The organism is Sporosarcina sp. GW1-11 (assembly GCF_033088395.1).
Classification (GTDB): domain Bacteria; phylum Bacillota; class Bacilli; order Bacillales_A; family Planococcaceae; genus Sporosarcina.
In genome coordinates this window covers 114,516-137,774 of sequence record NZ_JAPMIW010000002.1, presented here as the reverse complement: position 1 = coordinate 137,774, position 23,259 = coordinate 114,516, and the positions used below count along the sequence as shown (strand labels likewise).

24 protein-coding genes and 1 pseudogene are annotated in these 23,259 nt (G+C 39.2%); 17 read left to right on the top strand and 8 right to left on the bottom strand.

Annotated elements, in window-relative coordinates; genetic code table 11:
- Positions 1 to 1,350 (top strand): methyl-accepting chemotaxis protein (locus tag ORD22_RS02720; RefSeq protein WP_317644334.1); only part of this gene is annotated, 1,350 nt, incomplete at its 5' end.
- A gap of 180 nt (positions 1,351 to 1,530) precedes the next feature.
- Positions 1,531 to 1,881, top strand: coding sequence for a YolD-like family protein (locus ORD22_RS02715; RefSeq protein WP_317644333.1), 351 nt, complete (start codon positions 1,531 to 1,533; stop codon positions 1,879 to 1,881).
- 36 nt (positions 1,882 to 1,917) lie between these two features.
- Here the strand turns inward: ORD22_RS02715 and ORD22_RS02710 are convergent, their stop codons facing one another.
- Positions 1,918 to 2,295, bottom strand: coding sequence for a nucleotide excision repair endonuclease (locus ORD22_RS02710; RefSeq protein WP_317644332.1), 378 nt, complete (start codon positions 2,293 to 2,295; stop codon positions 1,918 to 1,920).
- 97 nt (positions 2,296 to 2,392) lie between these two features.
- Here ORD22_RS02710 and ORD22_RS02705 point away from each other — a divergent pair, with 97 nt between their 5' ends.
- The 9 genes from ORD22_RS02705 (at position 2,393) to ORD22_RS02665 (ending at position 10,121) form a co-directional block, all read left to right on the top strand.
- Entirely contained in the window at positions 2,393 to 3,031 is a 639-nt protein-coding gene (locus tag ORD22_RS02705; RefSeq protein WP_317644331.1) for a DUF3298 and DUF4163 domain-containing protein, read from the top strand.
- A gap of 80 nt (positions 3,032 to 3,111) precedes the next feature.
- Positions 3,112 to 4,086, top strand: a complete 975-nt coding sequence (locus ORD22_RS02700) for a proline dehydrogenase family protein (protein WP_317644330.1) — start codon at positions 3,112 to 3,114, stop codon at positions 4,084 to 4,086.
- Positions 4,087 to 4,288: 202 nt separating this feature from the next.
- Complete coding sequence (locus ORD22_RS02695) at positions 4,289 to 5,284, top strand: LacI family DNA-binding transcriptional regulator (protein ID WP_317644329.1); 996 nt, start codon at positions 4,289 to 4,291, stop codon at positions 5,282 to 5,284.
- A 134-nt stretch (positions 5,285 to 5,418) separates the two neighbouring features.
- Positions 5,419 to 6,696, top strand: coding sequence for a histidinol dehydrogenase (hisD, locus tag ORD22_RS02690; protein ID WP_317644328.1), 1,278 nt, complete (start codon positions 5,419 to 5,421; stop codon positions 6,694 to 6,696).
- A gap of 41 nt (positions 6,697 to 6,737) precedes the next feature.
- Positions 6,738 to 8,054 (top strand): GntP family permease, encoded by a 1,317-nt coding sequence (locus ORD22_RS02685; protein WP_317644327.1) that lies wholly within the window; start codon positions 6,738 to 6,740, stop codon positions 8,052 to 8,054.
- Between the two features lie 156 nt (positions 8,055 to 8,210).
- Entirely contained in the window at positions 8,211 to 8,681 is a 471-nt protein-coding gene (locus ORD22_RS02680) for a GNAT family N-acetyltransferase (protein WP_317644325.1), read from the top strand.
- A 42-nt stretch (positions 8,682 to 8,723) separates the two neighbouring features.
- Positions 8,724 to 8,888, top strand: a complete 165-nt coding sequence (locus ORD22_RS02675; RefSeq protein WP_317644324.1) for a hypothetical protein — start codon at positions 8,724 to 8,726, stop codon at positions 8,886 to 8,888.
- A 187-nt stretch (positions 8,889 to 9,075) separates the two neighbouring features.
- Positions 9,076 to 9,504, top strand: a complete 429-nt coding sequence (locus ORD22_RS02670) for a hypothetical protein (protein WP_317644323.1) — start codon at positions 9,076 to 9,078, stop codon at positions 9,502 to 9,504.
- A 296-nt stretch (positions 9,505 to 9,800) separates the two neighbouring features.
- Positions 9,801 to 10,121: a hypothetical protein gene (locus ORD22_RS02665; protein WP_317644322.1), complete on the top strand. Its 321-nt coding sequence runs from the start codon at positions 9,801 to 9,803 to the stop codon at positions 10,119 to 10,121.
- Between the two features lie 301 nt (positions 10,122 to 10,422).
- On the opposite strand, the gene ORD22_RS02660 is transcribed toward ORD22_RS02665, so the two are convergent.
- Both ORD22_RS02660 and ORD22_RS02655 read right to left on the bottom strand, forming a co-directional pair.
- Positions 10,423 to 11,121 carry a pseudouridine synthase gene (locus ORD22_RS02660; protein ID WP_317644321.1) on the bottom strand — a complete coding sequence of 233 codons (699 nt, stop codon included), beginning with the start codon at positions 11,119 to 11,121 and terminating at the stop codon, positions 10,423 to 10,425.
- Between the two features lie 153 nt (positions 11,122 to 11,274).
- Positions 11,275 to 12,291 (bottom strand): DUF1646 family protein, encoded by a 1,017-nt coding sequence (locus tag ORD22_RS02655; RefSeq protein ID WP_317644320.1) that lies wholly within the window; start codon positions 12,289 to 12,291, stop codon positions 11,275 to 11,277.
- Positions 12,292 to 12,392: 101 nt separating this feature from the next.
- On the opposite strand from ORD22_RS02655, the gene ORD22_RS02650 reads away from it, so the two are divergent.
- A complete protein-coding gene (locus ORD22_RS02650) occupies positions 12,393 to 12,656 on the top strand; it encodes a hypothetical protein (RefSeq protein WP_317644319.1) in 264 nt (87 codons plus the stop codon).
- Between the two features lie 25 nt (positions 12,657 to 12,681).
- Here the strand turns inward: ORD22_RS02650 and ORD22_RS02645 are convergent, their stop codons facing one another.
- Positions 12,682 to 12,915 (bottom strand): hypothetical protein, encoded by a 234-nt coding sequence (locus tag ORD22_RS02645; protein ID WP_317644318.1) that lies wholly within the window; start codon positions 12,913 to 12,915, stop codon positions 12,682 to 12,684.
- 442 nt (positions 12,916 to 13,357) lie between these two features.
- Here ORD22_RS02645 and ORD22_RS02640 point away from each other — a divergent pair, with 442 nt between their 5' ends.
- On the top strand, positions 13,358 to 14,575 hold the full coding sequence (locus ORD22_RS02640) for a Fic family protein (protein WP_317644317.1): 1,218 nt from the start codon (positions 13,358 to 13,360) through the stop codon (positions 14,573 to 14,575).
- 777 nt (positions 14,576 to 15,352) lie between these two features.
- Here the strand turns inward: ORD22_RS02640 and ORD22_RS02635 are convergent.
- The 3 genes and pseudogenes from ORD22_RS02635 to ORD22_RS02625 all read right to left on the bottom strand — a co-directional run bounded on the left by ORD22_RS02635 (position 15,353) and on the right by ORD22_RS02625 (position 17,337).
- On the bottom strand, positions 15,353 to 16,159 hold the full coding sequence (locus ORD22_RS02635) for a metal-dependent hydrolase (protein ID WP_317644315.1): 807 nt from the start codon (positions 16,157 to 16,159) through the stop codon (positions 15,353 to 15,355).
- A 207-nt stretch (positions 16,160 to 16,366) separates the two neighbouring features.
- A pseudogene (locus ORD22_RS02630) lies at positions 16,367 to 16,746 on the bottom strand (aldo/keto reductase); the annotation flags it as partial.
- Positions 16,747 to 16,896: 150 nt separating this feature from the next.
- Positions 16,897 to 17,337, bottom strand: coding sequence for a cell wall hydrolase (locus ORD22_RS02625; RefSeq protein ID WP_317644313.1), 441 nt, complete (start codon positions 17,335 to 17,337; stop codon positions 16,897 to 16,899).
- 210 nt (positions 17,338 to 17,547) lie between these two features.
- Between ORD22_RS02625 and ORD22_RS02620 the strand changes: the two genes are divergently transcribed.
- Positions 17,548 to 17,973 (top strand): hypothetical protein, encoded by a 426-nt coding sequence (locus tag ORD22_RS02620; protein ID WP_317644312.1) that lies wholly within the window; start codon positions 17,548 to 17,550, stop codon positions 17,971 to 17,973.
- Between the two features lie 221 nt (positions 17,974 to 18,194).
- Here ORD22_RS02620 and ORD22_RS02615 read toward each other — a convergent pair whose 3' ends face one another.
- Positions 18,195 to 18,932, bottom strand: a complete 738-nt coding sequence (locus ORD22_RS02615; RefSeq protein ID WP_317644311.1) for a cyclase family protein — start codon at positions 18,930 to 18,932, stop codon at positions 18,195 to 18,197.
- Positions 18,933 to 19,141: 209 nt separating this feature from the next.
- Between ORD22_RS02615 and ORD22_RS02610 the strand changes: the two genes are divergently transcribed.
- The 3 genes from ORD22_RS02610 to ORD22_RS02600 all read left to right on the top strand — a co-directional run bounded on the left by ORD22_RS02610 (position 19,142) and on the right by ORD22_RS02600 (position 22,764).
- On the top strand, positions 19,142 to 20,026 hold the full coding sequence (locus ORD22_RS02610) for a D-alanyl-D-alanine carboxypeptidase family protein (protein ID WP_317644310.1): 885 nt from the start codon (positions 19,142 to 19,144) through the stop codon (positions 20,024 to 20,026).
- A 402-nt stretch (positions 20,027 to 20,428) separates the two neighbouring features.
- The gene (locus tag ORD22_RS02605; protein ID WP_317644309.1) at positions 20,429 to 20,986 is read left to right on the top strand and encodes a M20/M25/M40 family metallo-hydrolase; all 558 of its coding nucleotides are present in this window, start codon (positions 20,429 to 20,431) and stop codon (positions 20,984 to 20,986) included.
- 281 nt (positions 20,987 to 21,267) lie between these two features.
- A complete protein-coding gene (locus ORD22_RS02600; RefSeq protein ID WP_317644308.1) occupies positions 21,268 to 22,764 on the top strand; it encodes a carotenoid oxygenase family protein in 1,497 nt (498 codons plus the stop codon).
- Positions 22,765 to 23,259: the final 495 nt, after the last annotated feature.

The following is a 23,259-nucleotide window of genomic DNA, read 5'->3' as shown; positions in this document are numbered from 1 at the left end:
CGAGAAGCGGTAGACGATTTATTGGCGCATAATCATCCGACCTACTCACAACCCTATGAATTCGGTGGCATGAAACGTTTATCCGGCTACGCACCTATTCACAAAGACCATGATACGAGTAAAGAAGTAGTCGCGATCAGCGTCATTGATTTTGATGCTTCTATCGTCAAAAACCGAACATGGGATGTTGTGCGTGATGGAATTTTGATCAGTATTATTCCAATGCTTCTTGCTTCTATCGGCACAGGCTTCCTGATTCGCCGTAAAACGAAGCCAATTTCTAGCTTGATTGAACAGGCGAAGAAAATTGCGGATGGTGATTTAGCCGTGAAAGCGACTGAAGTGACATCACAGGATGAAGTAGGCGACTTGGCTCGCACATTGAATCGTATGACGGTGAATTTGCAAGAAATGATTTCTACTATGAATACGACGTCGCATAATTTATCCGAAAATGCGGGGGAGACCTCTTCTTCTTTAGAGGAAATGCGTGAAGCCGTTTCTATGGTCGCAAATAGCATAGAAGAAGTCGCTACCGCTGTAACAGATGGCACAACAACTGCTGAAAGCGCATCGGGCATTCTGTCCACATTAGCCCATGATTTGCGCAATACAAAGCTGGATGCCGATGCAATGCTCATAAATTCTAATGAAACGATGAAGATTGCATTAGAAGGTGCGAATCGTGCGGATGAAATTAGTCACGATATGGAGTTAATCCAAAACGGTTCACAAGAAGTTAGCGATACGATACAAAATTTAGTCGAATCGATGACGAAGATTCAGAATATCACAGGCTCGATCGCAGGTATTGCTGCTCAGACGAATTTGCTGGCACTGAATGCATCCATCGAAGCCGCACGTGCAGGCGAACATGGGAAAGGATTTGCGGTCGTAGCCGAAGAAGTACGGAACTTGGCGGAGCAATCCAATCAAGAGGTATTGGAAGTAGAAAAGTTGGTGCAAGATATTTCTGAACGTATCCAGCAAGTGATTTCATCTACTTCAGAAAATACGAAATATATTACAAAAGGTACCGAAACTGTCCGACTTACTTCCCAGTCATTGAGTAATATTTCTACAGCTGTTGGAGAAACAGTGAAGGAAATTAAGAATATCTCGAATTTGATGACATCAGAGGCAGAAAAATCAACAGAAGTTGTAAAATTGATTGAGAACTTAACATATTCTGTACGAGAAATTGAAGATATGACAAATAATATTGCGGCAGCTGCTGAGCAAACAGCAGCGAGTATCGAAGAAATTTCTGAACGCTCGACGCAAACGAATTCTATGGCGCATGACCTTGAAGTGTTTGTAGGATCGTTCAAATTGCCGAAAGACGTGTAATTGTAAAGTGCTGAAAACTCAAATGAGTTCTCAGCACTTTTTGTGTTGTATGATCGCCTAACTATATCTTATGACTACGCTGGATGTATTTTCTCCGAGTGGTTCTTATTTACGTTGTAATTAGAATGTATGTTCTGTATACTAACGAACATACATACGTAAATTAGAGGAGAGGTTTTTATGGATAGAAATCGAGACCGTGGATCGATTAAATGGACTTCATTGATGTTGCCTGAGCACTTGGAGAGACTGCGTGAATGGCAGCAGGCGGATGACTACATTGAACGACCAGTATTAACGGATTGGGAACTTCAGGCGATGCAGGAGACGTTAGACGTAGCTTCTCGACGTCGCTGCGAAGTATATCTGAAAACATGGCATGACGGGGAAGTACGTTATCATCAAGGGGTCATTGAAGCACTGAATCTACAATCTGCTGTCATCATCCTACGTGATCCGTTTGGCACGGAAAAGATTCAAGTGGCTAATATCATTGACGTACAACTAGCTAAAAACGTCGACGGGACATAGAGGTAAAATAAAAAGCCGTCTGCGGGTGCAGACAGCTTAGTCTCTGTAAAAAGCTTTTTCGGTATTATACTTCGCAAATTGCGTATTAATAATATACGTCTCGTAGATTTCACGCTCCATTGCATCATCGACAAAAATAGCGGAAATCTTAGCTACTTCTTCACGGTGATTGCGCAGTGGAGACACTTGATCATCAAAATGCTTTTTCAAACGTGGGCGCAATTTTCTTGCTTTCCCTACAAATAAAAGCTCGTCACTTTGATTGAAGAACAACAAAAGGCCGCCCTTATCACGAGGGATCTCATGAAAGTCAATAAAACCGTAGATTGGCTTGATCGGTGTTACGTCCGGTCCTAATTCTTGCTTTCTGCGAACGATCGTTACATCTGGTTTTGGTATTTGAATAGTAATCATTTTGCTTCACATCCTCATTCTATTAAGAATTTATCCTACCATAGGACGACTAAAAAAGCGAGAAACTTTCCTTTCAGGAGTTGCATATAGTAGACAAATGTTTCGAAAGGATGAATCCATGAAATCGCCTGCCATGATCCAGACGCATCATGTATCAAACGCAAGACCGAAAGTGGATATTTATTATCCTATCATCACTCAGTTGGATGACTCCAACATGCAGCGACAACTTAATCAAATTCTTTTCAAAGAAATGAATAAATTACTCATTGATAATAGTTATTATGAACCGAGTCTTGTGGAATTATTGGCCACTTATGAAATCAAAAATAATCAGCGAGGGATTTTGAGTATAAACTTAATCGTCTATTCCTTTACAGGTGGAGCGCACGGCATGACCGTTGTGAAATCACTGACGCTCGACACGCGTACTGGAAGGATGTATAACTTGCCCGATCTATTCAAGCCGGGGAGTCCTTATGTGCAACATATTTCAGAATATGTTCGAAGGCATATTCAGCAATGGAAAACCCCTATACTTGAGCCATTTAAGCAAATTAGCCCAAATCAAGATTTCTACATCGCAGATACATCGCTCGTTGTCTATTTCCAGCTATACGAAATATCACCATACGCCGCAGGATTCCCTTATTTTCCAATCCCACTACTTGATTTGCAGGATTTTATTAAACTAGGAAGTCCAGCTGATCGCATGATGGCGTTTACTGGTAGTTAGAGATACAGCAAATGATAGGAATAGTGGGAAGAATCGTGATATAATTTCAGTATACGAATCATACAAATGAGGTGGAACTTATGCTGCGAGATTTCTTTATCGGTTTATCAGAAAATCAATTATTGAACAGTGCCGCCCAAAAATACGGCCTCCGTTTAGGAGCTCAACAAGTAGTGGCGGGAACTACTATCGAAGAAATGATAGAAAGCGTTAAAGAACTGAATCAAGCAGGTATTTCTTGTACGATTGATAACTTAGGTGAATTTGTTTTTGAAAAGAGCGAGGCCATCAAAGCAAAAGAGCAAATCCTAGCGGTCATAGACGCGATCCGTGAACAACAAGTGGACGCGCACATCTCTTTAAAACCTTCCCAGCTCGGTCTCGATATTGACTACGATTTCTGTAAACAACAAATTAAGGAAATCGTCGACAAAGCAAGAAAAGATGATATTTTCGTCAATATGGACATGGAAAACTATCCGCGACTCGAACCGACATTGCGTTTGCTAGATGAACTCAAAGAAGGCGGTTACACAAATGTTGGTACAGTACTCCAAGCGTACTTCCATCGTGCCTTAGATGATACGAAAAAATATCATGACGCACGAATCCGTCTAGTAAAAGGTGCATACAAAGAGTCTTCAGACGTCGCGTATCAGGACAAACAGGCAATTGATGCAAACTATATCCAAATTATCGAAGAACATTTACTTCACGGTACGTATACGTCGATTGCGACGCATGATGATAAAATTATCGATCACGTCAAACAGTTCGTGAAAACATATGATATTCCACTGGATCAGTTCGAGTTCCAGATGTTGTACGGCTTCCGTAAAGATTTACAACTGGCGTTAGCAAACGAAGGCTATCGTTTCTGTACATACGTACCGTTTGGTGAGGATTGGTACGGGTACTTCATGCGTAGATTAGCTGAACGCCCGCAAAATATTAATTTGATGCTTAAGCAAGTGTTCAATAAAAAGACCAATACGATGATTGGATTGGCAACTGGCGCATTTGTGCTGGGGCGTTTGACGAAGCGGAGAAAGTGAGTAAAAGCACTGCCACTGGCGGTGCTTTTATTTATTATCAGAATATGAAAATGTTACGGGTCGTTTAACAACAGTAGAGTTTTCAATTCGCAATTTGCTATACTTACAGTTATGGATTTATCATGGGATAGGCTGGAAGACTATATAGTAAGGACACATAGACAAAGAATTACTACTAGGAATCGAAAACGTTTGTAAAGGAATGGATGAAATGAAAGAAATGGTAACTGCGAAGGACGTTGCTAAGCTGGCGGGAGTTTCACAATCTTCAGTTTCAAGAGTGTACTTTCAAGGGGCTACCGTCTCTGAAAAAACGAAGAAACGGGTTCTTGAAGCAGCTGCAGAACTCGGTTATCGGCCGAACGTATACGCGAGAAGTCTCATAACAAACCAGTCGAAAATTATTGGATTGGTTATGAAAGGTGTACAAAATCCATTTTATGCACATGTATTGAAACGCTTCAGTTCGATTTTTAAAGAACAAGGATACAGTATCTTATTTGTTTATACAAATAATGATGAAATTCAAGATGAGGACATTGAAACATTACTTACCTATAATGTGGCGGGTGTTATTGTGACTGATGCTACTATGTCGCAAGAAGTGGGAGAGGAATTTAAAAAGAATCATATTCCACTCGTTTTCTTTAATAGAAAGCTACGAACTGGCACGTTTCATTCCGTATGTTGCAATAATTTAGAAGCTGGTCGCTCGATTGCACAGTTTTTACTATCTAAAGGGGCGACTGATTTAGTATTGGTAACAGGAGATGAAAAAACGTCTACAAGTATTGAGCGTAAAAAAGGTTTTTGTGAAGTTCTTGATCAACAAAAAGTGGCCTATCGTACATATAATTCGGACTACACCTATGAAGGTGGTTATGACATAGCGATGACTGTACTAAAAGAAAATCAATTACCTTCTGCATTTTTTGTCGCGAATGACATTATGGCACTTGGTTTAATGGATGGGCTACGTAAGTATAATATTTTGATTCCGGAACATACTAAAGTCGTTGGATTTGATAATATCGATCTCGCTTCTTGGCCGGCGTATGAACTGACTACATGGGAACAGCCAATTGAAGAAATGATTGAAGCGACCGTAACGTATTTGATGGAAGAAGTTACGTCTTACACAGGGGTTGTGCGTACAATCGAAGTCGATGGGAAATTAGTTGAAAGAAAAACTACGTAAAGGTATTGACTTCAACGGAAAATTAGAATAGTATTTTCCGTAGAGAAATTTGCATACGTATGCAAAAGAAGGTATGCTCTAAGTAAATAAGTTGTAAGTAGTTTAAAAAGCGGGACAAAATAGGAGGCGTAATGATGGTAAAAGTAATTAAAGCAGGTAAATCACAAGAAGAAGTGGTAGCTAACGACACAAAGGTTGCTGAAATTGTTTCGGGAGCGCTAAAAGATGTGGAAACTCGCGGAGACCAAGCGGTAAGAGAGCTCTCTGAGAAATTTGATAAGTGGTCGCCAGAATCATTTAAATTAAGTGAATCTGAAATTAAAGAAATAGTCGCACAAGTGCCTGACCATGTGATTGAAGACATTAAATTTGCACAAACGAATATTAAAGCATTCGCTGAAGCACAACTGGCTTCATTGCACGATGTGGAAGTTGAAAATATTCCTGGCGTTATTCTTGGACATAAAAATATTCCAGTAGATAGTGTAGGTTGTTATATCCCTGGTGGACGTTATCCAATGGTAGCTTCAGCACATATGAGTGTGTTGACTGCAAAGGTAGCAGGAGTGAAGCGAGTAATCGCGTGTACACCACCTATCAATGGTGAAATTCCGAAAGCGACAATTGCTGCAATGTATTTAGCAGGAGCAGACGAAATTTACTTATTAGGTGGCATTCAAGCAATGGGGGCAATGGCAATTGGGACAGAAACGATTGAATCTGTCGATATGATTGTCGGACCTGGTAATGCATTCGTCGCTGAAGCGAAGCGTCAATTGTATGGCCGCGTAGGTATTGATCTTTTTGCAGGACCTACAGAAACATTAGTCGTTGCAGATCATACAGCAGATGCGGAAATGATTGCTACGGATCTGTTGGGGCAAGGCGAACACGGCCCAACATCTCCAGGAGCATTAATCACGACTTCTGAAGAACTTGCACACGAAACGATTAAAGAAATCGCTCGTCAGTTGGAAACTCTTCCGACAGCAGACGTAGCAAGTGTTTCATGGGAAGACTACGGTCAAGTATTAGTTGTAGATTCTATTGAAGAAGCACGCGTAGAAGCGGATCGCATGGCATACGAACACGTAGAAATTTTGACGGAGAATCCTGACTATTTCCTTGAAAATATGACAAACTACGGTTGCTTATTCTTAGGACCAGAGACGAATGTTGCGTACGGAGATAAAGTAATTGGTACAAACCATACGCTACCGACTAAAGGAGCCGCTCGTTACACAGGTGGATTATGGGTTGGTAAATTTATCAAAACGGTTACATATCAAAAAGTAACGCCTGAAGCTACAGCGTACATCGGTGAGTATGCGGCACGCCTTTGTCGATTAGAAAACTTTGAAGGACATGCTAGACAAGCAGATCTTCGCGTTTCACGATACGGCAAAAACTAACTTAAGATTTCGGGGTGTTAAGGTATTTAGGAGGAATGATTATGTTAGGAATGATCGGCTTGTTTGCTGGACTAGCGATCTTAATCTATTTAACAATGAGGGGGATGAACCTTCTCATTGCGGCACCAATCACAGCACTGTTTATCGCAATTCTGAATGGCATTCCTCTTTTTCCACAATTAGTAGAAGAAGGCGCGGTTAACTTCTTAACGAACTATATGGGTGGATTTACTGGATTCATCGCCTCTTGGTATTTGATGTTTCTGACGGGTGCAATCTTCGGTAAAGTCATGGAAGATAGCGGTGGTGCCGATAGTATTTCACAATGGATCGTTAGTAAAATTGGTATGAAGCGGGCAGCATTGGCCGTTGTAATTGCCTGTGCCGTGTTAACGTATGGCGGTGTCAGTTTGTTTGTTGTTGCGTTCTCGGTGTACCCGATGGCGTTAAGTCTTTTTAAGCAAGCTGATCTTCCAAGAAGATTCATACCGGCTGCATTAGCGTTTGGTTCAACAACATTCACGATGACGTCTGCAGGATCTCCTGAAATTCAAAACTGGATTCCAATTGAGTTTTTAGGAACGACTCCATATGCAGGATGGCAAGTCAGCTTTTTCGTAGCCATCTTCATGTTCTTATTTGGATATTGGTGGTTGAAGCGCATGATTTCAAAAGCTGTTGCTAAAGGGGAAAAATTTGTTGCTAGAGATACGGATAAGGAAGTAGATATGGAAAGAGACCTTCCAAATCCATTACTTAGCATGATTCCTTTAGTAGTTGTTCTTGGCATTACATTAGTTTTCCACAACTCACTTGGAACATCTGCGCTAATTATCTCCCTAAGTGGCGGTATATTAGCCACATTTCTACTCAATAAAAAGTATTTCCAAAACTTTGGACATGCCGTTGGAGAAGGTGCAATGGGCGCTGTAATTGCAATCGCCAATACAGCAGCAGTCGTTGGTTTTGGTGGGGTAGTTAAAGCGACACCTGCTTTTGAATCAGCAGTAAACGTGATGACGGATATACCAGGTAGCCCACTAATTGGTGGAGCACTTGCAGTAGCAGTCATTGCCGGATTAACTGGATCATCTTCAGGTGGACAAGCAATTGCGCTACCATTACTAGCACCACATTATTTAGATTTAGGTGTAAATGCAGACGCATTACACCGTACAGTAGCTATATCTTCGGGGTCATTGGATTCACTGCCACAAGGTGGATATGTTGTAACGACTATCCGATCGATTGCCGGGGAAACGCATAAAGACGCGTATCCAGCGTTTGGCGCATTGTCTGTCGTTGTACCTTTACTAGGTGCTGCGCTTGCAGTCATCCTATTCTCACTAGGTCTATAAGAAGGAATACAAAAAAACATCGCCTGTACTGGTGATGTTTTTTTGTATCCAGTAATGGAGAGTTATTGTACTATGTTATAATTAAAGAAACATTCACTCTTTAAGTTACTGTAGAAAGTCTACTAAAAAAACAAACTAAACGAAATGAGGACTGTTATGAAAATTGTAGTAGCTGAAATTACAGATACACCTATCATCCACGACTTAATGATTCGAGCATTCCAGGAATATAAAAATGCAACACCGCCCACTAGCGCTCTGCAAGAAACCGTGCAAAGTATAACAGCAGCTATGAAAGATGGTGAAGAAGCGCTCATCGGCTATATGGACGATGAGCCAGTCGCAATGATTCGTTTTCGCCAGCAAGACCACGGTATATATTTTTCAAGGTTTTCTGTCATTCCTGAGAGACAAGGGCGAGGACTCGCGAAAAAGATCCTGCGATTTTTAGAGGACTATGCGAGACAACATAACAAGTCTACATTACTATGCAAAGTTCGTGCAGATGTAACGAAAAATATTATGTTGTATCAATCAATGGGCTATGCGATTTACGATGAAGAAATATTACATAGACCAGATGGTACAAGTCTGGCTGTTGTCTCTATGAAAAAATCACTCGACTAATTGTGTGCGTTTAATAAGTCGATAGGAAAGGAAGTAGTAACTATGAGTGGAGATATAATTTTTGCGCTTCTTCCGATTGCAGGTGTATTCATTTATTTGATCCCGATTGTGTTTATTGTCTGGTTTTTGATTAAATTCATTCGAATACAAGAGCGGAAAAATGAAATCCTTCAGTCGATAGCTGAGAAGATGAATAAAAACGATTGACGAGTAGAGAGGAATAACGGACGGAAAGTTATGTAAACGAAGATCTTCAAGGAATTAGTAAGTTGTTGACGAATTTCACTCCTGCATTAGCAATACGTGTCAAATTCAAAATAAGAACAGAAAAATCCAAGATTATTTTGAACTATCGAAGTAATGTTGGAAATCTATACGTCGAGGTGAATGTCTCATGTACAAGAAACTATTCTTATTTATGTTAGTAGCAGTTGTACTAGTAGGGTGTACCGCGAATAAAAATAGTACAGCCAACACACCGAAAGAAGCATTAGAACTGCTTCATTCAGAAGAAGGTTATGCGGAAGTTGTGAAAGTGTACAAAATACAAGAAGTTAGTAAAGATCGAGTGATTAGCGTCTACAAGGGGATCACGGATAATAAAGAAGAGTTCTTTGTAGCGAATATCGAAAACACCGATGATGCGTGGGTCGTTACGGATGCGATTGGACTTGGCATACCTTCAGAAGAAACCCTTGATCAACGTTCGGAAACGTCTACATTCGAAGCTGGTTTCGTACGGAAAAACCGGGCCCCGAATCCAAATACGAAAATCGTGGAAATAGACGACTCGAAATATAAAGTGTGGATTAAAGAGCGATAAGTAACAGAAGAAACTTAAGTAGGGACATTAATTGACATCTGAGTTTAGTAAACTTTTAGTAAATCTACCATATCATACATTTAACTTCTGTTAAGGGGAGTAGCTACTACAGTTAAGGTCATTAATACAGGATGGGGATCATCGACTTTATTGGTAACTAACGTTGTTTGCGACAGCCCCGTCTTTTGTTCTTTTTTGTATTTAGTACGAGTGAACTGAAGGGGTTACACTTACAATTTGTATTCAGGAGTGTATAAATGATATTATAATTCTACTATAATAAAGGAGTAATTCGTATGGCATTGGGAATTTTGATGATTGTATTTATCGTTTTACTCGTCACAGCTGTAATTATTCAAATCTTATTATATAGAAGTAAAAATGAGTCAAACAACTATGTATTTTTTATGAACATGTTATTTGGTGTGCTTTTGTCTTACATGGCCTTTTCAGCTTTACCTATGAACTTTACTGGACAAAGAGTATTAGCAATCGCTTGGGGTGTTGTAGCTGTATTGGCGGTGGTAGTGAAGTTAACAAGCGGAAAATTTATTATGATAAGTAAGATTATGCTTTCCGTAGCAATCATTGGCGGTTTGGTGCAATTATTTTTATGAATCAAGATGTCTCGATATTTATATCCAGTAGTATAAAGTAAGTTTCTAAACAATCAGGTGCGGATTCTAGAATGAAAAATTCACAGTAGAACATATTGTGTATATTTTTTATAGTGACAAAAAAGAGGTCGAAACCATTCCGGATTCGCCTCCTTTTTCATATACGTACTACCATTTTGTACTCCACAAAAGAACCCGTTAGCTATTGTGGCTACTCTTTATACATATCATTCAGTACTAACTAACAAAAGATGTTTACACTCAATCAACTAAATTTATTCACACTTTCAGAATGAAACGCCTACCTATTCAGCCCTGCTATTTCCTCTGTAGTCAAATAGCGCCATTGACCGCGGTCTAATGAGCCGAGCTGAATATGTTTAATTCGAACCCTTTGTAAGTGTGTAACGGTATATTGAAAACGTCTGCACATTCTGCGGATTTGTCGATTCAACCCTTGTGAAAGCGTCATGCGAAAAGAATATTCATCCAACTGAGTGACAGGGCAAGGATTTGTTCGTGTATAGCCCTTTTTTCTTGGATTATAAATATCTACACCGTTTGATAAACCGTCCAAAAATGTATCTGTGATTTTTTTATCGACGGTTACAATGTATTCTTTTTCATGGTTGTTTTCTTCTTTCATTAACTCATTTACAATGCTTCCGTCATTTGTTAATAAAATAAGACCTTCAGTTTCTTTATCTAGACGTCCCACTGGAAAAATACGTTCAGGATAGGATACAAAGTCAATAATATTATTAGCAATGGTAGGAGAGGCTGTACAAGTAATCCCACTTGGTTTATTAAGCATTATATAAACCTCTTGTGAAGTGTGCTTAATTTTATGACCATCTACTTCGACCTGATCATGATCTTCAACAAAATACACATGAGGCGCAATCTCGCCATTTACTAGAACTTTTTCCGCAGTAATATACCGCTCCGCTTGTCTTCTAGAACAGAATCCCGAAGAACTAATATATTGATTCAACCTCAAAGTTTCCGCTCCTGTTCTGTCTATTACTTTTCTAACTACTAGTATACCATGTGCCCTAGCGATAGTAGCAAAACCTTTCCATAAATGTTGTTGCAGTCATTTGCCCAAGTATCCGCTTCGTGGATCTGTTCTACCTGTTGTTACTATTCACTTTTATTGTCTCCCAAACAAAATCACAAAATACACAACCATCGCAAGCAATCCTAACGGCACACCTACTCGAGCCCATTCGCCACTGCGAATATTCAACTTACCTGCCGCAATAATATTCGGTATATTACCAGGAATCAGCATCCCACCACTAATTAGCAAACCGAGCAACAGCGCCTGAATTGTCGACTCATCCATCGCAGGACTAATCTCCGCCGCAGCGAGTGTCGCATTGTCGAGCACCGCAGAAATCATATTAATCCAGTACAGTGTTAGCGGATGAAGATCGAGCAAGTACAAACTAATTAGCGGCTCGAACCCCGCGCCAAGAAGCGTCAAGGCGAGAACGAAGACATATACCTTCAATCCACGTCCTAGAATACTTATGTACGATTCTGCCGTCTGTTTGGATGGACGCAACAACGAACGATTGCGTGGGCGGATTAACAAAATCGCCAGAACACCAAAGGCAAAAATACCCGCCACAATATCGGCTCCAAGCAAATTCATCAGATAATAGAAATCCTCATTCAATTTATTCGTCGCAATTGTAGAAAGTGGCTCTCCAATCGGCGTCAGCACCGCCCCCAAGCCAATCGAATAACACGCAAGAATTACAAAACAAATTTCCGATTGTCTGTCCATCTGTAATACCGAAGCAATCGCCACAAGCACTAATGCCGCAATGATGGCGGTAATCATACTTGATATCAATCCTAATGCCATAATCACGAGCGCAAGAAACAATCGGAACGGAATAATCCGACTACCCGATAGCACAGTCTTCTCAAACGGCTTGCGTAACCAGCGAAATAATATCCCCGCCACAATTACCGCTAACGTAATATGCAATGGATCACGCACGGCTTGCATCCATAACTCGGGATCCAGCACACCACTAACAAACGCTGCACCACAACCCATCACAAATAAAAACAGCTCCAAATTGCGTTCGATGGGTGAAACCGTAAAAGGCAAAAATAGCACCAATACTAAAATAATGAGCAATCCAACGACCATAATAATCTCCTTTCGCTAAAGTTTCTTCTACACTCTATGCAAAGCGCCGATTCATCTTGCATAGAGTGTGAATAGAATAGAAGAAAAGGGAGGGACACGCGTTGGAAATTACAGATATCGTACTTATCCCGGTCATTATTGGTTTGATCGAGGTCATGAAAGCCTATGGATTGCCGAAGAAACTCATGCCAGTCTTTGCACTTATTTTTGGTATTGGTGGCGGCATCTTCTATCTGTTTCCGCAAGATTGGAAGTCTGGCATACTAAGTGGAATTATTATGGGATTGTCTGCTAGTGGGTTGTATTCTGGTAGTAAGACGATTGTTCGAAAGCCACCGTGTGATGTGGACGAGGATACGAAATAGATTGTGAGGTTGAGTAAGCGAGTTTTTAGTGAACCCTTGTTTGTGCCGAATATTGGCATGGATGGGGGTTGTTTTTTGGATACTGCGAACTATTTGAAGATAGTATGCACGATACATCTTCTTGTTGCTGTGCGTTTAGTGGATCAGGATTTTCTAACTCTCTAAGCGCAATTGCCGCTCTGAACAATGTGATTTTCGCAGCATATAATTCAGGCGACATCGTTTGCTGCCTCGCTTGACTTGTATACCCAGACTCCATAATTTACACTTCCTTCAACGTACTATTGTCTCTCTAGTGTATGCGATTAGCAAAAAAATGTTATGAACATGTAGCTTTATGCAAACTGAATAAATCGACAGTCCACTATGGGGTATTGTATTTACCCAAGTTGGTAAGAACCATCAACTCATTATGGGTAAGCCTATTACTTAAGAACTTAAAAACATAAAGAATAAAGATAATGTCGAGATGAATCTCGACGTTGTGTATTTTTATAGATTTTACAAATTCACACTGTCCACTTTTTGCATGTTGCTGTCTATATAAGGAGCAAAAGGAGTGTGAATAATTGTCGAAATTACTCACAAAAAACGTATTCATGATGACAATGCGGTAAAATTCATTGATTTTACCATTAGGAATGGACTAGGAAGGCTTTATATGTGAAAATGATATAAAACGATTAAAGAGAGTGATACTAATGAAGCATCTATACAAAGTGTTTAATGAATCTTCTTCCAGCGATTTCTCTGAAGTCTACAAACAAAGGATACACAATGAAAATGTAGAAATTCTTCCCATGGCTGTGAAGCCGCTACACCATAACTTTGAGTACCCTATCTATTACTTGCCTACATCAAAGATTATTGATGAAATTAGTAATATCTATAAGTTGAATCAACAGATCATGAGAATATTTGGAGTCCTTCCGGGGATTGCTCAAAATAGTTACATTTTCGATTGTTTAGTTGCGGAAATGCAAAATACGAATGAAATCGAAGGGGTTAGAAGTTCTAGAGAAGAACTGGCTAGAAGTGTTAGGGAATTAAATAAAGGTTCTAAAAAAAAGTTGCGATTTTCTAGTATGGTAAACTCTTACACAAAATTACTCAGTAATGATCTCGATTTATTAGAATCCGCTGAGGATATTAGAAAAATATATGACTATGTAGTACTCGAAGAAATAAGTGCTGAAGATCGGCCAGATGGAAAGATTTTCAGAAAAGATGCAACATGTATATTGAAAAAGAGTGGAACAGGTAAGGAAATACACAGAGGCATCACACCTGAAAGTAAAATTATTGATCACATAACAACTATGATTAACTTTTTAAAATCAAATGATTATCATGAACTAATTAAAATTGCGATTGCACATTATTACTTTGGCTATATTCATCCGTTCTATGATGGCAATGGAAGGACTTCAAGATTTATCAGCAGTATGTATTTAAACGATTCACTATCTGAATTAGCAGCCATCTCCTTGTCAAGAGGTTGTAATAAATATAATAAAAAGTATCTAGAAGCATTTGAAAATACAAACAAAGTAGGAAATCGCGGTGAAATGAATAATTTTATCGACACCTTTTTAGAAATACTCTCCAATTCTTTACAAGATATGATTGCTGAATTAAAAGAAAAACTGGAACTCCTCAATAGTTTTAATGATAAAATCATTTCTGATTCTCGCTTAGATCAGTTAGATGAAAAATATAGAGATATGTTATTCATCTTGGCGCAAAACTTCTATTTTTCGGAAGACAAAGGGCTATCGATTTTAGAATTAAAAGATATTACGAATAAGTCAGAGAAAACAATACGAACGATTTTGAAGACATTAATAGAATTAGAAATTGTTGATTGTGGAGGAAATAGACCAAAAGTATATTCAGTTAGCGATCTATTTTTCGATTAGTTTCAAGGTCCTTGACGAATGGATGGATAACATTTGATGGCAACCATACGTTGCTTCATTTGCTGTCCACTTTTTATTTTATGAATTATTGACTGTATTATTCAAAAATCATTAAAACTCTCCACGAAAATCCCTGTTTGTAAACTAAATACTAGCGGAAAAACGGAGGTATACCATGTTAATATACAAATACATCTAATCGCAACTAGTCAAAACAAATTAGAAGAACGATGAAAAATATGCCCTTACGAGAATTTGATGCAGGCTATCATCAGCCAGAAGACTAAGCTACAGAGTTCGCATTAGGGAAATGATATTATTTCCATGGCGGGTCATAGGGGAAAAGAAATGATGCATCAATAGACTAAATGACAGTGAATGAGAAAAGGGATGAAGTCGCTCATTATATTAATAAAAAAGTAAAGAGTTTGGGAACTGCGTTTATTGCTTGGGAAATAGAAAGGGGTTTTTAACCAGAAATTACTAGTTAAAAGGGAAGCATTCAATTGAAAGACTATGTGGCGCTTAGACCTTGTGCAGATATGGAAAAAGCGATCAGGGATTTAAATGAGGTAGTACAAGACATCCATAGTACGACAATGTGATTAACTGGTTTCCGTAGTTAGTAAATGGGATAATACGATTTCTCCTGATGGAAAAACGATTCAAGAAAGAACTGTGATTTAGTTGAGGATTTCAGAGCTAGTGAAGACTTTTCCACCTGCTGCTACTGAAATAATAAAAACCTCCTTACAGTATCGTAGGGAGGTATCGATACTAATTAGGAGATGTAGAATCTTTGTTTGAACGGAATTCATATTGTTCCCCAAATCCCAACGCAATAACTTCTGTCCGGTCATAATCTTTTAGCAATTCTTCTAATTCATGATCTCGATCCACCATGAATTTTACAACTGGGAATGCACCGATTAATTGTTCATATATTTCGGTTGAGGTTGCTGTTTCTGCGGTAGGGAAAGTGTGGCTTGGAATGACAATATCAACGTCCAAGAAATTGCGAACTGCATAGGCTGCTTCTCTTGGTCCCATTGTAAATTGACCTGAAGAAGATAGAATAGCGATAGTTGGTTTATATAGCTCATTAATTAGTTGAATATCGTAGCTAAGTGCGGTATCTCCTGAATGATACAATGTGGGACCATCCGTGAATTCAAATACATAACCAGAAGCTTCGCCTGCATAGATAGGAGGACCTTCCGTTTCTCCGAATGAAGAACTATGTTTTGCAGGAACCATAGTTACATGCACATCTTCCAATTCAATCGAGCCACCTAAATTCAATGGGAAAACATGTTGGATGCCTTTTTGCAGAAGAATCATCGCAAGTTCATAAGGTGCAACAACTAAAAGTTGCGGCTGTACGTCTATCATTTTTTGAAGCCCGCTTGTATGATCAAAATGACCATGTGTTAGAAAAACGGCATCGACTGTGCTGAAAAATTCTTCAGTATTGTATTCTTGTGGACAACCAGGGTTTAAATCAAAGAACGGATCAATTAAATAGTTCTTACCCATTGGACTAGTTAGTAAGTACATTGCATGACCGAGTCTTGTAATTTTCACTTTTGTCACCTCTCTTGTTATCTGAATATACAGATAGTTTAATGTTTACTGTAATAGAAGTCAATAGTGAGATAGAGAGAAGCGTTCGTAACACGATAGTATTGGAGTTTAGAAATTTACTTTATAAAGCTAAGACTAAGGCTTCCACATATATATAGTAATTTTAATTCGAAATAAAGCCCTATAGAAAAATCAGGGCTTTTCTTATCAAAAATCAAAATTGTCAGGATCGGGTCCGACGCGTAGGTTTTTATTTAACGCATCGATTCGTTTCATATCCTCAGGAGCTAGTTCGAAGTTAAATATGTCTGCATTTTCAGCGATACGGTGAGGGGTCGTTGATTTCGGTATCGTAATTACACCGTTTTGTAAATCCCAGCGTAGAATCACTTGGGCGACTGATTTGTTATGACGGTCTGCTAGTTCTTGTAACTCCTTATTTTCTAGCAACGCACCTTGCATGAGTGGTGACCAAGGCCATGTTGTTGGCAAAATGCTTGTAGTTCTTTTTGTGATAAAAGGGGATGATCTTCTACTTGATTAACCATTGGTTTGATTTTTGCGTCTTTCATCAACTCTTCTAAGTGTGATTATTCGTCAAGAGGTTCGCTTAATCCTTCAAAGGAATTGTGGCGCTTGGCAGCTAGAGCGGCTTCAATTTATACGCGCATAATGCAACATAAAAAGCCATGCCCCCTAGATGATGAATCTAGAAGGTATGACTTTAGTAAAATTACTTATCCCATATAAACACTTTCACAAGTCCCCGCTATAGGTTCATAAAAACAATGGCTTTTATATTGACCGGTAAAAGGTTGGTTATACCATGTGGGTGGACATGGTGCATAGGGATTGAAGTACCACAGCGCGTAGTTTGCTGGATGCTGTCTCCAATATTTTAAATTCTGTTCGGCTAATCTCTTTTCTGAAGCGCGGGCTCGTTGATAAAACAAATTTCCTTTTTGAACCGCTTCGAACGAATAGTTTCCACCTTGAATCTGAAAAAGTACATCATTAATGGTTCGTACATCGTTAAAATCTAAACAATCTGCAACTGCGCGATTGACAATTACATTTCCAACATACAACATCCCCTGATTTCCTTCACCCTCAGCTTCCGCTCGCATCATCCGTGCCATTAAATCAACGTCGGTCTCTCGATATTTAATTCTTGGCATCTATTCACCTCATGTTAGTATATGTGAAACGCTCTAAATGATGTCATCCATTTGTGTAGATAGTCGTATGGGCAGAAAGTTTGGTCATCGTCCTGTTTGCCGGGTACAATTCTTAACCTTCAAGGAAATGAACACATTCAAATAGTATGAACGTAGGAATAGTTGAACAATGGTATGATGTACTTAATCTATAAAAAGTGGGGGGATTTTATGAAAGTAAAAGTGGGTCTCATTCTATTGGTCATACTGGTAATTCTATTTGGTAGTACTACATTTGTGTTTTATAATAAAATGTCCGTCTATGAAGAAGGAATGGAAAATGGCATACAAGATATGCTAAGAGATAGTGCACTCTTTTTTGAAAACGAGGAGTACAACACAGATTATGTAGAGCCATTATTTACACTGTATGGATATGCGGAAATGCAGTATAACTACATGCAAATGACGATAGATTCTGAGATTTACACTGTAGCACGCATTATGAAGAAATTCGTTGATCCTGATGTATATGCGCGATTAACAACTGAACAAAAGTCGAAAACCGCACACTATTTACGTCAATTGGCTAATGATGAATGGATCGATTTTGAAAAAGAATTATTACCGTTTTTGAACGAGTTGTTGGTGGAGTAGTTTACCCGAATGCAAAATAGTTGCTCTAGTGTGTAGTTTTACTCTACGAATTACTTAGTAGTTGGAAGTCAACTTTCGTGAAAATAAACGAAAAACACATTTTCTTTAGTAGCTATGAGAAAACATCATGAATGTTTCTTGTAGAGGTACTTTTATGATGAATATAAACAATACTTGCGCAAGAAACAAACATGAAATTTACTACTCAAGCATATTCAAACTTATGGCAACACCGCAAAACTTCTAACTGGGAAACCAGATGCTTTCTCTGGCTTCGGCATAATATTGAAAATCACCGCACCTTTTGCAGGCAACTGATCCAAGTTTGTCAGTAGTTCGACTTGGTATGTATCTTGCTCCAATACATAATATTCCCCGCGCAATGCTTGATGCTTTTGGAAATCAATCGCTGAATCTGTATCGAATGTTTCATGCCCAACTGCTTGAATATTGCGTTCAGTGAATAAAAACTCTAACGCCTCCAAGCCCCAGCCGGGTATTCGGTTATTTCCTTCCGCATCCTTATTACAGAAAGCTTCATTGTCGGGCCAGCGTTTACTCCAATCTGTCCGCAACGCAACAAATGTACCTGCCTCAATCTGTCCATGCTGTTCCTCAAATGATTTGATGTCCTCAATACTTACCGTGAAATCATGATCTTTTTGTGCTTCTTTGGAGAAGTCCATAACGACTAAAGGTAGTACCAATTCTTTCAAGTCGAGCTCGTCTAGAAACCGCGTATCACGCACAAAGTGAATCGGTGCGTCGATATGCGTTCCGTACTGGCCTGCCATTTTGAAACTTTGAGCGAAGAACCCGTCGTCATGTGTGAATAATGTCTCAAATTCAGCTGCATCAAATGCGGAAAAATGCGGCGAATCAGGTCCGAATGTATGCGTCAAATCCACCCACTTTTTACTTTTAAGAAGTTGAATTGCTTGTTGAAGTTCGTTTGTCATATATATGGCCTCCTAAATGCATTGTATTATTTAAATGTTATGATTATTTAGCCGGGAAGTCAATGTATGGCGATAGGGAAAGTGTGGTATGCGATCCATGCAGAGTTGATCCATACAAACGTATCCTATCCTTCATACATTCTTCAGAAACACCCACTACTATTCTTAATCCATCTCCCTCATAATGAATAATATAGGAAGGTGTATGAATGAAAAAGTTCGTGTTTATTTTACTTTTGTGCTTCGGAATTTATATTTGGGTTACAGAGTGGGACGACTTTAAAGTAAAGCAAGAAAACTGGAATGTATCAGCAAAGGCGATGATGCTGCTTAACGCGGAGACGGGGAAGGTTGTCTATGAAAAAAATAGCAAGAAGCCGTTACCGATTGCTAGTATGACGAAAATTATGACGCAATATATTGTCTTGAATGCGATTAAAAACGGTTCACTCACATGGGACACCGTCTATCATCCGAGTGCAACGGTAGTGAACCTAGCCCAGTTTGCGAGCGCATCGAAGCTCGGGATGCAAGCCAATCAAAGCTATACCGTACATGAACTATTCATCGCGATGACCGTCATCTCCGCGAACGATGCCGCCCTTGCTCTCGCTGAACTTGTAGCTGGCAGTGAAGAAGAATTTGTCTCGATTATGAATGAACAAGCGCGTGCGTTTAAGCTAAAGCATACAACGTTCTACAATCCGCACGGGTTAGATGGCAGTTATTTGGGGAGAGGAGAGAATAAAAACAATCTGGCATCTGCTTATGATGTCGCTATCATCGCGGATCGGCTAATTAAAAAACATCCCGACGTGCTGGAATTCACCAAGCTGCCTAGCTTTAAGTCAAGACAAGGAATGACGATGTGGAATACCAATTTACTTCTACCGGGTATGCGCATGCAGATGGCGGGTCTGGATGGATTAAAGACTGGATATACAGATGCGGCGGGACCTTGTTTTACAGGGACTGGAGTATTTAATGGGCAGCGGGTCATTTCTGTTTTAATCGGAGTAGAGGAAATAGATGGGAATCGATCGGAACCACGGTTTCATTTGACACGGGAATTGATTGAACGGTTTGCTAAGTAGGTACATTTATACAAGATAGTTTACTCCCTAACCAAATTTTGGTTAGGGAGTTTTTCGTATGAACGCATTGCTTCGACGAGATTCGTCCGATAAGTGTGCCAACTACGAATAATCTATAGTACTACGCAATAAGACTAGACTATCTGTGAAATTTTTCATGTAATCACTTTACAGTTTGTATAACAAGGATTGACAGAATTAGCTATACACTTACTAGTAGAATAGTAAAGAAATAGAGTAGAGGAGTGTTCAAATGAAAGCGTTGTCAAGAGCTATTCATGCAGTTAGGTTAAATAACAATCTACAAAACTTAGCACAGATAGGGAAAATCGGTTCTACAGGGTATCGAGACTAGCCCATTCATCTGAAGATAAGCAAGCTGTACTTCATGTTAAAAAATATATGGACACCATTGGTTTACAGACGAAAATTGACCATTTCGGTAACGTAATTGGAAGAATGGCCGGCGTAGAAAACGATGCACCAGCTTTAGTGATTGGCTCACATATTGATTCGCAGCCTTACGGTGGAAGATATGATGGGGCACTCGGTGTAATCGGAGCACTTGAAGTTCTAGAGTCTCTTTATGAACAAGGAATTACACCGAATATTCCTATTGTAGTTATAGCGTTTGCGGACGAAGAAGGTTCACGTTTCAATAAAGGTTTATTTGGTGTGAGAGGCATGTTAGATCTATTGGAAGAAGGTGAATTGGAACGCCAGGACAAGACAGGGATGACGAGACGCAAGGCGCTCATTGAATTTGGCTGTGATCCATCAAAGTTTGAAGAATGTTTGATTGACACTTCCAAGATAGCAGCATTTTTAGAACTTCATATTGAACAAGGACCTGTGCTCGAAGCGAAGGAAGAACCGATTGGTATAGTGACAGGTTTGTGGATGACAGTTGAAATGGAAGGACCTGGATCTGTTCCTATGGCTATGATTTTGTTTATTTAGCTTATTTTAATGGTCTACAAGTGGATTTGCGTTACACAACTAGTGGAAAAGGGAGGAGGACGTCAAGTTTCTAATTATTTAACCATCTAAGTCAGACTATTTTAAATAATTTGTTGACTTTGATAGTTAGGTAGGTTTACAATGTAAATAACACCAGAGAAACACGTTGCTATATACGCAAAGTATATGTAAGCGTTAACATCACGTAGATAAATTAATCTTAGCTATTTATTGAAAAAACGACGGATTGAAAAAATGTAAATGCAGAAAGGGAGTAAAACATGATTAAAATTGAGAACGAAGTTAAATTAACCATTGCGGAAGATGAAACAAGTCCATTTTTAACGGAACACTTTTCACCTATGAGTAAAGAGTACACAGCGACAACGGATAGTTTAGAAGTTATTGGGGAGATTCCAAAAGATTTGCATGGAATTTACGTTCGTAATGGTCATAACCAAGTTCATGCTCCTATGGGTGTTTATCACCCATTTGATGGAGACGGCATGCTTCACGCGGTTCATTTTGAAGATGGGAAAGCGACTTATCGCAACCGCTTCGTTCGTACTACTGGATTTTTAGCAGAAGAAGCTGCTGGGAAGTCACTCTGGTCTGGAATTTTAGAACCCCATTTGAACACGCGTCAAGGGTGGGGAAGCATGGGGACAATGAAAGACAACGCGGGTACAGATGTCATTGCGCATGCTGGTAGATTAATAGCGACGATGTCACAATGTAGTGAAGTCAATCGTTTGGATCCGATTACGCTAGAGATGCTTGAGCCGGATTCATGGAATACTACGGTTGCTCCGCAAGGTATTTGTTCACACTATAAAGTAGATAACGATACTGGAGAGTTGATGTTCTTTAACTTCAGCGAAACATACCCATATATGAATTATGGCGTTGTAGGCCCAGATAGCCAATTGAAACATTATGTTCCAATTGACTTGCCAGGTGTACGTTGGCCACATGATCTCGGTATAACGAAAAACTATTCGATTCTTCATGATTTGCCATTTATATTTGACCCTGAACTATTAGAAAAAGGGGAAAGGAAAGTAACATTTTTTGATAATATGCCTTCCCGATTTGGAATTATTCCACGTCACGGATCAAATGAAGACATTAAATGGTTTGAAGCAAAACCTTGTTTCATCTTACATCTATCAAACTGTTACGAAGATGGAGATAATGTCGTAATGGAAGGTTGCGTATCATTTAATCCAGGTAAACCTGAAGTAGGTAAACAAGCCGCTAATGCAAATGATAGAATTACGGAAGCATTTAATAAGACAGCAACTCAATATAAGATGTATCGTTGGACGTTTAATATGAAGACAGGTAAAACGACAGAAGGGTTCCTAGGTGATGAATATACGGAATACCCAGTTGTTAGTAATGATTATGTAGGTAAAAAATATCGTTACAGTTATAATTCGATATTTAGCCCAGATCCAAGTAAAGCTTGGTACTTAACTGGACTTATAAAATATGATTTAAAAGAAGGCACAACACAAACGTATGACTATGGTGAAGGGCGTATGGGAAGTGAACCACATATCGCACGACCTGCTAATGCAGTGGAAGAAGACGATGGCTACTTAATCACTCTAGTAACAGATATGAATGAAAAACGTTCAGAGTGTCTCATCATGGATGCAAGCGATCTCACACTAGGACCAATAGCAAGAATTATATTGCCGGATCAAATTGCGGTTGGTGCACACGCTGCCTGGGTTGAAGGAGCGCGAATTAAAGGAGAATTAGTTAAATAAAGCAGATCAACCCTCACTTTTTTAGAGAGTGGAAAAATAAGGGAAATGTTGGTGGATTACTAGGCGCAATGGTTAACGCAGAGTACTACGACGGCGAGTTCCTTTTTGAAGTGTATAAGATAAAGCAACAGCGATTTTTGCTTCATAGAATCCAGCAGCAATATAAAATAGTACCAAGTTCTTGAGCGATTTTGAATGTCTTGTGAACGGGTATCTTTAATGAAATTCAGAAAACAGCCTATCCCCTTGGTAGTAAAGGGGGGAGGCTGTTTTTTTAAATTCTTATTTTTTGGCAAACGGAATCTATGTCCACGTGATCTATCGTAGTTTTTACATTGCTATTTACAGTTTCTGCATAGCTAGTAATCTGTTGAATTTGAGAGATTCACTTGTTTAGTGTAGATGAACCATACAGTGGCACTACTAATTAATAATAAGAAAAATGCATGAATCAATAACAAAGAAAAACGATCACCTGATGTCCCGCATAGTAAT

Bases quoted from the DNA above. Each gene is read 5' to 3' on its own strand.
- ORD22_RS02715 (WP_317644333.1), top strand. From the start codon at position 1,531: ATGGATAGAAATCGAGACCGTGGATCGATTAAATGGACTTCATTGATG.
- ORD22_RS02710 (WP_317644332.1), bottom strand. From the start codon at position 2,295: ATGATTACTATTCAAATACCAAAACCAGATGTAACGATCGTTCGCAGA.
- ORD22_RS02705 (WP_317644331.1), top strand. From the start codon at position 2,393: ATGTTTCGAAAGGATGAATCCATGAAATCGCCTGCCATGATCCAGACG.
- ORD22_RS02700 (WP_317644330.1), top strand. From the start codon at position 3,112: ATGCTGCGAGATTTCTTTATCGGTTTATCAGAAAATCAATTATTGAAC.
- ORD22_RS02695 (WP_317644329.1), top strand. From the start codon at position 4,289: ATGGATGAAATGAAAGAAATGGTAACTGCGAAGGACGTTGCTAAGCTG.
- hisD (WP_317644328.1), top strand. From the start codon at position 5,419: ATGGTAAAAGTAATTAAAGCAGGTAAATCACAAGAAGAAGTGGTAGCT.
- ORD22_RS02685 (WP_317644327.1), top strand. From the start codon at position 6,738: ATGTTAGGAATGATCGGCTTGTTTGCTGGACTAGCGATCTTAATCTAT.
- ORD22_RS02680 (WP_317644325.1), top strand. From the start codon at position 8,211: ATGAAAATTGTAGTAGCTGAAATTACAGATACACCTATCATCCACGAC.
- ORD22_RS02675 (WP_317644324.1), top strand. From the start codon at position 8,724: ATGAGTGGAGATATAATTTTTGCGCTTCTTCCGATTGCAGGTGTATTC.
- ORD22_RS02670 (WP_317644323.1), top strand. From the start codon at position 9,076: ATGTACAAGAAACTATTCTTATTTATGTTAGTAGCAGTTGTACTAGTA.
- ORD22_RS02665 (WP_317644322.1), top strand. From the start codon at position 9,801: ATGGCATTGGGAATTTTGATGATTGTATTTATCGTTTTACTCGTCACA.
- ORD22_RS02655 (WP_317644320.1), bottom strand. From the start codon at position 12,291: ATGGTCGTTGGATTGCTCATTATTTTAGTATTGGTGCTATTTTTGCCT.
- ORD22_RS02645 (WP_317644318.1), bottom strand. From the start codon at position 12,915: ATGGAGTCTGGGTATACAAGTCAAGCGAGGCAGCAAACGATGTCGCCT.
- ORD22_RS02640 (WP_317644317.1), top strand. From the start codon at position 13,358: ATGAAGCATCTATACAAAGTGTTTAATGAATCTTCTTCCAGCGATTTC.
- ORD22_RS02625 (WP_317644313.1), bottom strand. From the start codon at position 17,337: ATGCCAAGAATTAAATATCGAGAGACCGACGTTGATTTAATGGCACGG.
- ORD22_RS02620 (WP_317644312.1), top strand. From the start codon at position 17,548: ATGAAAGTAAAAGTGGGTCTCATTCTATTGGTCATACTGGTAATTCTA.
- ORD22_RS02615 (WP_317644311.1), bottom strand. From the start codon at position 18,932: ATGACAAACGAACTTCAACAAGCAATTCAACTTCTTAAAAGTAAAAAG.
- ORD22_RS02610 (WP_317644310.1), top strand. From the start codon at position 19,142: ATGAAAAAGTTCGTGTTTATTTTACTTTTGTGCTTCGGAATTTATATT.
- ORD22_RS02605 (WP_317644309.1), top strand. From the start codon at position 20,429: ATGGACACCATTGGTTTACAGACGAAAATTGACCATTTCGGTAACGTA.
- ORD22_RS02600 (WP_317644308.1), top strand. From the start codon at position 21,268: ATGATTAAAATTGAGAACGAAGTTAAATTAACCATTGCGGAAGATGAA.